The 13,176-nt window shown below is 61.4% G+C and carries 7 protein-coding genes; 2 read left to right on the top strand and 5 right to left on the bottom strand.

Going from position 1 to position 13,176, the window contains the following annotated elements:
* Window positions 1-280: 280 nt before the first annotated feature.
* Entirely contained in the window at window positions 281-2,152 is a 1,872-nt protein-coding gene (locus tag BUB60_RS06765; protein ID WP_143162287.1) for a heavy metal translocating P-type ATPase, read from the top strand.
* A gap of 40 nt (window positions 2,153-2,192) precedes the next feature.
* The gene (locus BUB60_RS06760; protein ID WP_073076997.1) at window positions 2,193-2,987 is read left to right on the top strand and encodes a class I SAM-dependent methyltransferase; all 795 of its coding nucleotides are present in this window, start codon (window positions 2,193-2,195) and stop codon (window positions 2,985-2,987) included.
* Window positions 2,988-3,119: 132 nt separating this feature from the next.
* Here BUB60_RS06760 and BUB60_RS06755 read toward each other — a convergent pair whose 3' ends face one another.
* The 5 genes from BUB60_RS06755 to BUB60_RS06735 form a co-directional block, all read right to left on the bottom strand.
* On the bottom strand, window positions 3,120-3,881 hold the full coding sequence (locus BUB60_RS06755) for an ABC transporter ATP-binding protein (protein ID WP_242941164.1): 762 nt from the start codon (window positions 3,879-3,881) through the stop codon (window positions 3,120-3,122).
* On the bottom strand, window positions 3,868-4,869 hold the full coding sequence (locus BUB60_RS06750) for a FecCD family ABC transporter permease (protein ID WP_073076993.1): 1,002 nt from the start codon (window positions 4,867-4,869) through the stop codon (window positions 3,868-3,870). Before BUB60_RS06750 ends, BUB60_RS06755 begins: the two co-directional genes overlap by 14 nt.
* Window positions 4,866-5,774 (bottom strand): heme ABC transporter substrate-binding protein IsdE, encoded by a 909-nt coding sequence (isdE, locus tag BUB60_RS06745; protein ID WP_084726306.1) that lies wholly within the window; start codon window positions 5,772-5,774, stop codon window positions 4,866-4,868. The genes BUB60_RS06750 and isdE overlap by 4 nt, the downstream gene beginning before the upstream one ends.
* An 18-nt stretch (window positions 5,775-5,792) precedes the next feature.
* Complete coding sequence (locus BUB60_RS06740) at window positions 5,793-6,773, bottom strand: heme-binding Shp domain-containing protein (RefSeq protein WP_073076989.1); 981 nt, start codon at window positions 6,771-6,773, stop codon at window positions 5,793-5,795.
* 128 nt (window positions 6,774-6,901) lie between these two features.
* Window positions 6,902-13,117 carry an S-layer homology domain-containing protein gene (locus BUB60_RS06735; protein ID WP_073076987.1) on the bottom strand — a complete coding sequence of 2,072 codons (6,216 nt, stop codon included), beginning with the start codon at window positions 13,115-13,117 and terminating at the stop codon, window positions 6,902-6,904.
* Window positions 13,118-13,176: the final 59 nt, after the last annotated feature.

Raw genomic sequence — 13,176 nt, 5'->3', positions numbered from 1 at the left:
TAAGAGCTTTTTCAGTGTTTCATCTCTTTTTCGTATTATTAACTGTGTTTAGAACTCTATACCCGCCAAGTTCGAAGCCCCGGCGGGTCGCCAGAAAACTCCGGGTGTTTCCCCTCCTTTTATGCGCTTCATATGGCGGTCCCGGGGCTGGTTTTGACAGCGGTTCCCTTCAGCGGATATTGACAAAATATATCATCTCTGCTACGATCATAATATCCCCCCCGGGGGGATATTATTTCCGCGTATTTCCTATGGATTTGAAGGGACCAGGTGGTGTGTTATGATTAAACGGATAAGCAACCTATTGGGCGGCGTTCCCATGACCATTGCGGCCGCCGTCTTTCTGGCGGCAAGCCTCATTTTAATGCTGGCGGGGAAGGCGCTTCCCGTCGATCCCGCCTGGGTCACCGTGCTCATCTGCGGGCTGCCCCTGCTGTACCTTGCCGTGACCCGGCTCATATTCCAAAGGTGGGTTTCCTCCGCGCTGCTGATTTCCATTGCCATGATCGCGTCCATCGCCATCGGCGAGCTTTTTGCCGCCGGCGAAGTGGCCTTTATCATGGCGATCGGGGCGATACTGGAGGATAAGACCGTGGAACGGTCAAAAAAGGGGTTGAAACGGCTTATCAGCCTCACGCCTGCGCAGGGCAGGGGGCTCACCACCGACGCGGCGGGAAGCCGGGAGGAAATGATTCCGGCGGAGCACATCAAGGCGGGGGACCATCTGCGTATTCTGCCGGGAGAGACGATCCCGGCGGACGGCGAGATCATCAGCGGGACGACCTCGATAGACCAGGCGATCATGACCGGAGAGTCGCTGCCCGTCGATAAAGCCCCCGGCGACAACGTGTTCTGCGGAACCATCAACTGTTTCGGCGCCATTGACATCACCGTCACCACGGCGGGAGCGGATTCCTCTCTTCAACGGCTGATCCGCCTGGTGCAGGAGGCGGAGAACAGCAAAGCGCCTATGCAGCGCATCGCGGACAAGTGGGCGACCTGGCTCGTCCCCATCGCGCTGGCCATCGCGGTGATAACCTTTCTCGTCACAGGCGAAATCATCCGGGCTGTGACCATACTGGTTGTATTCTGCCCCTGCGCGCTGGCGTTGGCCACCCCCACCTCCATTATGGCGGCAATCGGGCAGGCGACCCGGCACGGCGTGATGATCAAGTCGGGCGAGGCGCTGGAAATCATGGGGAAAGCGGACTGTATCGCGTTTGATAAAACCGGCACACTGACCCACGGCGCGCTCACCGTCAGCGATATTTATCCCTTGGCGGAAGGGGTGAACGGAGTCGCCCTGCTGCGTTTGGCCGCTTCCGCCGAAGCCTATTCGGAGCATCCGCTGGCAAAGGCGATCGTGGCCTACGCCAAGGAAAATCACGTGGCAACAGATGCGGCAAGCGATTTTCAGATGCTGCCGGGGAAAGGCATCCGGGCGATTGTGGATGGACGGGAGCTGCTGTGCGGCAGCGCGGCGTATCTGCGGGAGAACGCGGTACATATCGACGACCGGGCCCGGACAGAGCTGGAGCGCTTTCGTGCACAGGGGAAGGCTGTCGTCCTGGTCGCCCTGGAGCAAGCGCTCGTCGGGGCCATTGCGCTCTCCGACACGATTCGGGATACCGCAAAAAGCATGGTTCAGGAGCTGCGGGATATGGATACTCAGGTCGTCCTGCTGACGGGCGACCACCGGCAGACCGCCGACTATTTCGCCGAAAGAGTCGGCATTTCTTCCGTCAGGGCGGAGCTGCTCCCGGCCGATAAGGTGCGCAGCATTGAGGAGCTGAAAAAACAGGGACACAAGGTCTGCATGATCGGTGACGGCGTCAACGACGCGCCGGCACTGAAGGCGGCCGATGTCGGCGTGGCGATGGGCGGCATGGGCAGCGATATCGCCGTTGAAGCGGCGGACATCGCCCTGATCGGCGACGATATCGCCAAAATCCCTTATTTGAAGAAGCTGTCCAACGCCACGGTACGGACCATCAAATTCAACATCATGCTCTCGATGGCGATCAACTTTGCGGCGATTGCCCTTTCAGTGGCCGGCATACTCAATCCGGTCAGCGGAGCCCTGGTCCACAACGCAGGTTCCGTGCTGGTCGTGCTCAATGCCGCCCTTTTGTACGACAGGAAATACAAATGACCAGCCTTCGCGCTGCCATTTACGATTGGGGGATTAAATCATGAATGATCGGGAAAAGCTCGATTACGCGAACTGGATTCCAGTCAAGCTGCTCATGGTCTCGGGCACCGTCGGCGGTATTCTGGCCGTGCTGTTTGGCCTGAGCTTTCTTATTGCCGGAGGCGCGGTGCTGATCGTTTTGCGTGTGCTTTTGGCAGCGGCAGCCGTTTTATTCCTGGGCCTTTTCGGATATATGGCCCATGCCCGCAGGCTGCTGTCCTATGAAGGCGGCGGCGTGCAGGGCAGGATACTGGATAACGTACTTGCTTATCTCCATTGGAACGGAGAAGGACTTCTGCTGGATATTGGCTGCGGCAGCGGCGCGATGGCTGTCAAAGCGGCAAAGAAATATCCAAATGCGCGCGTGACCGGCATGGATTACTGGGGCGCAGCCTGGGATTATGCCCGGAGCCAATGCGAAGCAAACGCGCGGCTTGAGGGCGTCAGCGACAGGACGGCCTTTCAAAAAGGGGACGCGTCGAAGCTGGAATTCCCAGATGCCTATTTTGATGCGGCCGTCAGCAATTTCGTATTCCATGAGGTAAGGAGCCAGCCGGATAAGCTGGCGCTGATTCGCGAGGCGCTGCGGGTCGTAAAACCCGGCGGCGCGTTCTCGTTTGGGGATGTGTTTTTCTCACGAACGCACTATCCCGATTTGGAAGCGCTCATCAGGGAATTGTCCGGGGATGTGGCGGAGCTCCATTTTGTGGACACACGGCAAAATGACTTCGTACCCGGCTTTTTAAAAACGCCCCTGGTGGCCGGGCAAATGGGCCTGATCTACGGATTAAAATAAAAAGCGTGCTTTTATATGCGGTACTGAGACCTGTAAGCAGGGGGGCCGCAGTTCGAATCTCCGGCGTGTCACTAAAAAACCTCGCAGCTGCTATAGCTGCGAGGTTTTGCTTTGAATTTAAGCATAGCCCGATCAGACGGTCATGACCCAGAGCGTTTTATTCTGGCGGCAGACTTCGAGCCGGATGCCGTAGAGGGCGTGTATGGTTTCCTGGCTGATCACCTGGTTGGGCGGCCCCTGGCAGAATACGGCGCCGTCCTTCAGGCCTACCACCTCGTCGCTGTAGCAGAGAGCCTGGTTGATGTCGTGCAGTACCATAACGATGGTAATGCCAAGCTCCCGGTTGAGCCGCCGGATAAGCCGCAGAAGCTCGACCTGGTAGCGCACGTCCAGAAACGTGGTGGGCTCGTCCAGGTACAGCAGCCTGGTGCCCTGGGCCAGAGCCATGGAGAGAAAGGCGCGCTGCCGCTCACCGCCGGAAAGAGCGCCCATGGGCCGGTCCGCCAGCGCCGTCATGTCGGTGGCGCTCAGGGCCCATTCCACCTTTTCCAGGTCCTCGCCGCGCTGTGACCGGAGCATGGAGCAATAGGGCAGGCGGCCGTAGGAAACCAGCTTGCGCACCGACAAATCGTCCGGCGCCGAGTTTTTTTGATGCACGATGGCGGCACAGCGGGCAAACTCCTTCAGGCGCATGGACTGAATGTCGGTCCCGTCTAAAGTGACATGCCCGGCGTCGGGCCGGAGGTTTTTGGTCATCAGGTTGAGCAGGGTGGTCTTCCCACAGCCATTGGCCCCCATGAGGGTCGTTACCACCCCGGCCTTGACAGTCAGGGATACGCCTTGAAGTACCGGAGTGTCCCCGTAGGAAAAGCGGATATTTTCAACGCAGACCAAGATGCTTGTCCCCCTTTCTCAGCAAAACGACGAAGCAGGGGCCGCCCACGACGCTCATGATCACCGAGGCCGGGACCTCATAAGGCGCGGCGATAAGGCGCCCCAGGGTGTCGGCCAGCAACAGGATAAAGGCGCCCAGCAGGATACAGAAGGGGGTCAAAACCCAGTGGTTGCCGCCCACCAGCTTCCGGCCCATGTGGGGGGCGAGCAGCGCAAGAAAGCCGACCACGCCAATGACCGCCGTGGCGGAGGATACCAGCCATACCGCCATAAGGGACAAAAGCGCCCGCAGACGGTCGGCGTTGGTGCCCAGGCTCCGTATGGTTCGGTCATCCAATGCCATCAGATTGCAGGCCGGGGCGCTGACAAGCGCCGGAATCAACCCGACGGCCGAATAGACCGCCAGCAGCCTGACGTCGCTCCAGGTCCGCATGGACAGGCCGGAGACCTCCAGGGATATGCCCGAGGAGCTGTTCATCCCGCCAAGAATGGAGGTCAGCCCGGAAAACACCGCCGCTATCGCCACGCCGACGAGGAGGATGCGGACCGGGTTCAGGCTGCCCTTCCAGGCCAACGTGTAGATCAGGAGGAAGGCTCCAAGTCCGCCGACACAGGCAAAGATGGGCCTGAAAAAATAGAGCATGGGAAAAAAAGAGGTCACCAGGGCGGCAGCAAAGCCGGCGCCGCCGGAGATGCCGATGATTCCCGGGTCCGCCAGCGGGTTTTTCAGCACGGCTTGGAGAATAAGGCCGGAGGCGGACAGGGCGGCGCCGGCCAGCAACGCAATGAGAATACGCGGGAATCGCAGATCATAAATGATTCTGACCGTCTCGTCGTAGGAAACAAAAAGGCCGGAAATAAGCTGCCTCCAGGTGACGTTCAAGCTTCCTGCTTTCATGGCCCACAAGGTCAGCGCCCCGGTGAGCACGGCGAGTATCAAGCAGGCCAGGAGCCCGGTTGAGAGGCGCCTTTTCGCATTGTCCCTCATTGGTTCCCCTCCCCGTAGAACAGGGGCAGCAGGTCGTCCAGGCCCTCGGCCCAGTTGAAGGTGGCGCTCATGCCGAAGATGCTGTAATCCAGATCATAGACCTTGTTTTCCTGTACGGCGCGGAAATGGCTCCAGATGTCGTTGGTGCGGAATTCCTCCTCAAACATCTTCTGGACCTGCTCGGGCAGGGCGTGCGCGGTACGCAGGATGATGTCCGGGTCCAGGGCCAGCAACTCCTCGGTATTCCAGCTCACGAAGTCGTTTTCCGGGTCGGTGACCACATTGACGCCTCCGGCCAGCTCCACCAGGTTTCCCACATAGGAGCTGGCGGTGCACTCGATGTAGGCTCCGGGCAGCCCCATGAGGAGCAGCACCCTGGGGCCCTCCTTGTCGCCCTTCGCCTTTTGAAAGGCGTCCAGCTTTTCGTGGTACTCCGCGAGCAGGTCGCCGGCCTGCGCCTTGCGGTCATACTTGGTCCCAAGGTAGTCCACGGCCTCATAAAGGCCCTGGACGCTGCGCAGATTCAAAAACGTGTTGGGGATGCCGGCGGCCTTGTAGCCCGCTGTCAGATTGGGGCCCAGGGTATCCGGGCCGAGGACCTCGGTGGGGTTCAGAGAGGCGATGATCTCCATATCGGGGCCCATGGCGCTGCCCACCTGGGCCACGTCGTCATACCGCTCCGGCAGGCCCTCCAGAGACGGCCTGCCCACCAAATCCAAATCCAGCTTGTCGCAGATGGCCACCGTCGCCCGGCTTGTCGCCACGAGCCGGGGCTCCTCCGGCGGGGTGCTTTCGCCCGCTGCGACGGTTTGAGCGGGCGGGGGAGTCTGCGTGGGATGCTGATCCACGCAGCCCGTCAGAGCCGTCACCAAAAAGGCGGACAGCAGACCCGACGCAAAGCGCAAATTTTTTCTCCGCACGGTTTACCTGCCTTTCTTCCTGACGACAATGGTCAGCACCACAACGACCACCACGACAGCCACCGCCGCGGCGGCCCCGGTAGGGAAGCCGCCGCGTTCCGCGGTGCTGTCGGTTTCCGCGCCCGGATCGGCACTTGATACAGGGGCGGGGGATGCGTTCCCATTGGAAGCCTCGGGTCCTTCAGCCGGGACGGAATTCTCCGGTTCCTCCGGCGTGACCTGCGACGGCGCGGACGATGCGCTTTCGGCCGGCGCAGGGGAGGCGGTGGCGTCGGAAGCATTTGCCGCGGCGGCGGGGCTGCTGCCCGGCGGCGTTGACGCTGCGGCCTTGTCCGGGCTGACGGACGGTGTCGGGGCCAGCGCGGCGGCCGGCGTCTCGGCGTGGGCGGGAGGCGACGGCTCCTGAGGGCCTGCCGCAGGACTTCCGGCGGCCGGGGGCGTGCTCGCCGGAGCGGGAGTGTCCACCGACACCACAAAATCTCCGCCGCCCTTGCTGGCGGAGCCGCTGTTCACCTGCATATAGAAGACCACGGCCCGCCCCATGGGAATAACATACATATCGCAGCGGATGTAGGCGGTCGCCTTGGGGACCTTGAAGCGCATATCCGCCGTGTCGGAAGAGGAATCCTCCTGCATCGTGCTGTAGCTTACGGCCTGATAGCTGCCCGGGTCTCCCGCGGTTTTCTGGACGGAAAACTTGATGTCTTTGATGTTGCTCATCAGCTGCATCCGAATGGTGAGATAAGTGCTGCCGTTCTCCACCTCGATGAGGGCGTCTTTATAGACGGCGGAACGGCACATCCCTTCGCCGATGGCGGCGTTCTTGGTGCCGCCGTCGTCGGTGACGCCGGTGTCCGGATTGAGATAGTAGGTACCGCAGGGCGCGGTGTAGGCGCCGGCGTCCAGCGCGGATGCCGGCAGGGCAAACAGGACCGCCGCGGCGAACAGACACAGGGCAAAAGCGCCCAATTGTTTCAGCTTCATATGAACCTCCTCAAAAATCGGCGTATATGCCGAGGCTTGCCTCGCCTTGATACGGACATTCCGTTCAGCAGGAGGAGCCGGGAGGCGAGTTGCCCCTCCCAGCTCCTGTTTCCGCCGAACTGTCATTCTTAAAGCCCGTAATCCTGAATAAAGCGGGCCAGCAGCGCGGCGACCTCGGCCCGGCTGGCGGTTTTCGCCGGCGCGAAGGTCCCGTCGCCCACGCCGTTCAGAAGACCGGCCTTAACCAAAGCCTCCACGGCATCCCTCGCCCAGGGCGCGATGTCAGCCTGATCGTCAAAGCTCTCGGCCTGGCTGCTCTTCAGGGTCATGCCCGCAATCTTCACATAGCTTTCGAGCATGACCGCCATTTCCTGCCGGGTTATGGCGCGCTCCGGGCTGAAGGCGTCCTCGCCGGTCCCGGATGCAATGCCGTTCTTTTCAGCCCAGGCCACATAGGGGGCGTACCAGGCGCCGGGCTCCACATCGGCAAAACGGCTGTCCTGATACTCTGCCGCGTCGACGTCCACTTGGGCCAGACGGCCCAAAACCGTAACGAACATGCCTCGGGTCATAGACGCATCCGGGCCGAAGGTCGTCTCAGAGGTGCCGTCGAACAGGCCTCTCTCCACCGCCACGGCGATGTAATCCCTGGCCCAGTGGTCGCTCAGATCGGTGAATTTGTCCAGCAGGCCGGTCTTTGTGACCTTGCCGATAATGGAGAACAGGCCCAGAGAGCTGGTGCTCAGGACATAATAACCGTCTTGCACCGTGCCCTTCAGGGCGGTCCTGGTGCCGTCGGCATTGATACGGTAGATGGTGAGCCCCTCCTTGCCGCAAGGGAAGTACAGGGTCACAGCGCCCTCCGGGGCGGTTTCCTTGCCGTCCACCGTGACCACGATTTTATAAAGCTCCCAGGCGTCCGCAATGCCGTTCATGGCGGTTGTCGCGGTCTCAAAGTCACTGCCGGAGGCGAGCTTGGTCACGGAGAATTGAGCTGTGTCACTGACGCGGTTGGTGTCGGTGCTGAGCTTGATGCCGGTGGCAGGGTCAGTCCGCTCCACATCCTTGATTTCATCGCCGGTAAGCGAGGATGTGCCCTTGGCGGTGCTGTCGTTCGCCGTCAGGACGGTGTCGCTCGTGGGCGTGGCGGAGCTCCAGAGAAATCTCAGGCGCGCGTCCAGAGTGTCGCCCACCGCCGCGTCCATGGGGGTGTCCGGCACCTTGAACCGCACATCAACGTAAGTAATGGCGTCCGCGATGTCGGGCTGGCCCGCGCCGGGCATGGTGAAGCTGATGCGCTTGATATAGCTGTAGTTTTTGTTCGCCGGCTGTGTGGTCAGGGAACCGGTTTCCAGAATGTTCACGCCGGCGCCGGTCACCGCGAACTGGATGATGGCGCTGTGATATTGATCCACGTCCACAGGGTTGGTGGCGATCTGAACGGCGGTGATCTTCCCGCTGCTCACGGTGACCAGGGCCCGGCTGTTGTTCCTGAAGGCCACGTCGCCCATGGACACTTCGTCAACGCCGCCCGCCTTCCACAGGTTGATGCTCACATAATAGTTGCCGTCGAGCAGGAAGTAGTCGCCAGCGCCGCCTCCGCCGCCGGTGCCGGTATCCACACTGTATTCATTGGCGCTCAGGGCCCAGCTGGAAAAGTGGTTGGTGGTCCAGCTGGCGCACCCGCTCTCCAGGGTAACCGCCTGACGCTCGACGCGTTTTCCATCCCGGATGCAATAGGCGTATTTGACGCCGCTGTCGCTGTTTGGCACCGACACCGTGGCCTGGCCGTTGGCGAAGAGGACGGCCGTCCCGCCGGCGGTGTTCAGCTGGAGTTCATAGGCGGCCGTGAAGGTGCCCAGGCTGCTGCCGGGCGCGGCGGCCTTGGCCACGGTGAGCGTGATGCTCCCGGAACCCGCCGCGGCCGCGATTTGAGCCACGGCGCTGCCGGTGAAGGTCACGGCGCCCACGTCGGCCTGGAATGTGACCGGCCTGCCGGCGGCGGCGAGTGCCCGGACCGCCGCGGCGGGCAGCAAGACCTTGGAGACGGCGACGTTTTCCCCGCCCGTCTGGACCTTGGCGCTTATGACGATTGCCGCGCCGTCCACGTCCACTCTGTTCTCATCCTGCCCGGAGGTTACCAGGGTGTCGCCGGTGAGGACGGCGGTGGCGGTGGAGCCTTGTGTCGTCACAGTATCTACCTTAACGGGTGCCTTGTCGGAAGCCGCCACGGTGACGGTGACGGTCCTGGTCAGGGGGTCCGCGCCGCTCTTGACCGCCCTGGCGGTAATGGTGGCGGTCCCCGCGCCCGCGGCGGTGATGACGGCGGTGCTGCCGCTGCCCGGCGTCACGGTCGCCACGCTGTTGTTGCTGCTTTCCCAGCTGAGGGCGTATCCGTCCGCGTTCTTGAGCGCCCCGGTGACGGTCTGGGGAGCGCTTTTTCCCGCGATCAGCGAAACAGACGCGGTATCGAGGGAGAGCGTGGGCCTGACGCTGACCGGCGTCAGCGTGCTGTATTTGAGGATCATCAGCACGTTGGCGTCGCCGGTGCTGCCCTCCGCCGCGATCGATCTCATGGCGTCCACGCCGACACGGCAATACAGCGTGCTGTAGTCGGTATCCGTGCCCAGGTAGGGGATCGGGAATGTCGCCGTGCCCGGGAAGGGGTATGCCGCTGAATAGCCGTCCACACCTTCTGCGTCCTCGCGGTAGGTCATGTTGTAGCCGTCCGCCTTATAGAAATGGCTGAGCGTGGCCTCCACGCGTTTTTCGTTGTTTTCAGGGTCTACCCAGTTTCCCTGGGCCTGGGCGGGCGTGCTGCCCTTGAACACCCAGAACTGCAGCAGATGACCCCACAGGCCCAGTTGATATGTGGGCTTGAAGTGCGCACTCAGCGTGGCCTTCCCATCCTGAATAATCAAGGTTGCCGGACCATTGACGCTGCCGGCGGCCATGGACGGGCCGCTGCGGTCATATTTGTACATTTGAATGTCAATCTGATATTCGCCGTCGGCCAGCTTGGACAGGTCGATGGCAGCCGAGCTCTCCAGAGCCTGCATGGCAAGGACAAGCCCGGCGGCGCGGTAGTCGATTTCCGTCTGGTTGGCGTTGCGGTTCAAATCCCTGACCCGCAGTGCCGCGTTGTATGCGGCCGTGAACGCCGACCATGTTTCAGCGGGATATGTACCGGCGCCGGCATCGAAAATCGGCAGCGCCTCCTCAAGAATTTGATTTAAACCGCCGCCGTCGATGCCGTTGCCGGTATAGTTCTGGTAGGTATACGGCTCGTTGGTATTCGGGTTCACGCCCGAGAGGGATTCCTTCGTGGCCAGAGTGTAATAGCCCGCGTAAGTTCCCTCCGGCGCGGAAGCCGTGTTCAGCACGAAGCCTGTCGGGAAAGTGACCCAATAGGTATCGGAAATCGGGATGCTCCCATTGCCGCCAGCGAAATAGCCGCCGTTTACATGGATGGCCGGCATATTGACGTTTTCCGCGATCTGGACCGCGCCGGCCGTGCCCCTCAGCATCGCGCTGCCGTCGATATTGACGATAACGGAGGTTGAAAAGCCGCTGCCTCTGCCGCTCACCTTCAGCGCGGCGCCCTGATTGGCGATCAGCTTTGCGCTGCCGCCGATGTTGATGGTGCCGGTGGCACTGTCGGAAGGAACAGCGACCGGGCTCAGAATGTTGTCGCTGGTGATGGTGCCTCCCATGATCCGCAGGATTTCGCCCGCGCCGAGACTGCCTCTCGCGCAGATCACATCCGTGGAGCTTTCGGTGATCAGCCCCGCTCCCGAGGAAATCGTGCCGCCCGTGATATTGACCAGACCGTTGCTGTAGTGCGCGATGACCGATCCGATATTTGCCGCCGCCAGTGCGCCGCCGGTCATATCAAGGCCGCACTGCGTATAGGAGACTAATTCCGTTAAGCCCTCCGCGCGGCCGCCGGATATGGTGATTTTACCGCCGTTTGTGGCACCGCCCCGTATCACCCTGGCGTTTATCGCGGCGGAAATGTCCTTCAGCGTGCCGCCGGAAAGCTCGAATTGCGTGCCGGTACCGCTCACATCCACGCCGTAACCGCCGCCGAAGGAGATCCGGCCGCCCCCAACGCCGTCCGCCACGGTCAGCTTACCGGCGCTTACATTGATGCCGTAAACGTCGGCTCCCTCGTTTATCGTCAGCGCGTGGCCGTTGAGGTCCAGCGTCACATTATTCAGGGCAAAGGTCAGCACGCTCCCGTAGGCAGCATCCTTCAGGAGGGTCAGCGTTCCGCCGTCATGCAGTGCCAGCATGGCCGTGGACAGCGAATTGTACTTCGTGCCGCCGACGGAGGCCACGTCGGACCCCGCCGCACGTTCTTCCACCTTGAAGCTCAGCGCATAGTCCTTGTCCGGAACGGTCATGGTGTAGGAGGCGGTCGTCCCGCTGACCGTGTAATTTGGATTTTCCGTGAGGGGGATGTCCTGCGCGCCGCCTCCCGCGGGGGTATAGGTGATTTTGGTTACCTCGTAATCATCCAGACAAGCCACGGTGTAGGTGATCTCCTCGCCCTCGTATACCGTCTGTGCACCTGTACCTTGGGCTACGGTGGCGGCGCCTGCGGCAGCGTCCAGGGAAACCGTGGCCGTGTGGTCGGGGCGCATGGTATACCTGGTAAAGCCCGCGTATTCTCCTTCGGTCACCGCTTGCGCAACGCTGTGCGGCGCCGTGACGTTGCCGGTCCAGGCGCCCTGGTAATAACCGTTGCGTATTTCGAGCTGCGAGGCTGCCTTGACAACAGTCAGCGCGCCGATAAATACGCCATCCTCCAAAACGACGCTGTTTGTTGCGTTGGTTCCAAACTGAACCGCGTATGTCCCGGCCTCATACCGGCCGCCGTTTACGGTTACGGGGTTGTTGCTGGCGGTTACAGACAGCGCGGTCGTCGCAGCTGTTATGATGCTTCGGGTAAACGTTACCCCACCGGACATGGAGACGCCCATTCCGCCGTTGTTTTGGAGCACGCTGTCAGAAATCGAATAAATATTACTGCTTGAGGTGAGGGAGACCACAGCGGTATTGCTCGTACTTGTTCCCGCGTTGTCTCGCTCAATCACCGCGTTGTCAATCTCGGTTTCTATATTTGAGGAGACAGCGTTGGTTACCTTTTCTCCCGAGAGCTTCAAATTGACATCTTGAATAGTGAACTGTTGAATGCCATCGGTTGCAGTGGCGGAGAGTATTCCGTTCCGTACATCCAGCAAGCCGGCATCCAGCGTGCCCGCCGTTGCGCTTCCGGTGGCCTGGCTGTCTATAATGTTGACGGATGGTGCCGCAAATCTGACGGAGACGGCACCCCCTGTGCGGTTTCCAATCATCGTCAGTGTTCGCTTGTTTAAATCAAGCGTCACGGCGCCGCCGGTCCCACTGAAAAAGAGATGTGCGCTGCTGCCTGAATTTACCTCATAGGTATACTCGGTATCTTTTAAAACCTTCAGCGTCATGTCGCCGGAAAGGTTCGTGTCACTCACCGCGTTAAAGGCCGCTTGGGGATTCTCAAAATAATATGTATTTACGCCCACAGCCAGAGAGAAGGCAGATGTATCCGGCACCTCCGCCGTGCGGTAAAAGGAAACGGTTTTGGACGCGATGGCCGACACGGCGTCGCCCTCGCCCGAAATCGCGACGGCCTTAACCGTCACCGCGCCGCCGTCCGCCGCATCGGGCGCCGTGACGGGGATGGCGCCGCTTTCGCACTTCGTGCTGTCTTTCGTCGGGTCGCTTCCGTCAACGGTGTAATACACCGCCGCGCCTTCGGTGGCGGTGACCGTTACGCTGGCCGTGTCACCCAGCCCGCAGACGCTTTGCACCGCGTCCAGCGAAAGAGCCGGCGCGGTTTCCGGGCCCAGCGGCTGGAGCAGCTGGGCCTGCGGCTCGGCGGGCGGGGCTTCTTCCCCCGGCTGCCCGGCGTCGTCCTCCGGGGCGGGCGCCTCGAACGGCAGGTCTATGGACGCGATGTAGGCCCGCGCCTCGGCCTGCCCATCGTCAACCGACGGGACTGCCGCCAGTACCTTAACGGTGACGGTCCCCGGCTCCCCGGCGGAGACGTTGATGGCACAGCCCGATACGGCCGGAGACTCTTCGGTCGGGGCGGCGCCGTCCGTGGTGTAATAGAGCTCGGCGCCCTCCGGCGCGCTGACGCTCACCGTGACCTCCCGGCCCACGGTGTACGGTCCGCCGCCTGCGGGATCGGACACCGACAGGGACAGCGGGCTTATCCCGCCCTCCGCCGCGTAGGCCGGAACCGCGCCCAGTAGCAGCACAAGGACGAGCGTCCATGAAATAAACCGTTTTATGTGCATAATTTTTCTCCTTAATACTTGACTATAGATAATCAACCCTGCAAGAGGCGGGGGGCGGC

The sequence above is a fragment of the Sporobacter termitidis DSM 10068 genome, from assembly GCF_900130065.1.
GTDB lineage: Bacteria > Bacillota > Clostridia > Oscillospirales > Oscillospiraceae > Sporobacter > Sporobacter termitidis.
This window is presented reverse-complemented; position numbering and strand designations above follow the sequence as displayed.

Coding starts and splice junctions, on each gene's coding strand:
- BUB60_RS06765 (WP_143162287.1), top strand. CDS start 281: ATGATTAAACGGATAAGCAACCTATTGGGCGGCGTTCCCATGACCATT.
- BUB60_RS06760 (WP_073076997.1), top strand. CDS start 2,193: ATGAATGATCGGGAAAAGCTCGATTACGCGAACTGGATTCCAGTCAAG.
- BUB60_RS06750 (WP_073076993.1), bottom strand. CDS start 4,869: ATGAGGGACAATGCGAAAAGGCGCCTCTCAACCGGGCTCCTGGCCTGC.
- BUB60_RS06740 (WP_073076989.1), bottom strand. CDS start 6,773: ATGAAGCTGAAACAATTGGGCGCTTTTGCCCTGTGTCTGTTCGCCGCG.
- BUB60_RS06735 (WP_073076987.1), bottom strand. CDS start 13,117: ATGCACATAAAACGGTTTATTTCATGGACGCTCGTCCTTGTGCTGCTA.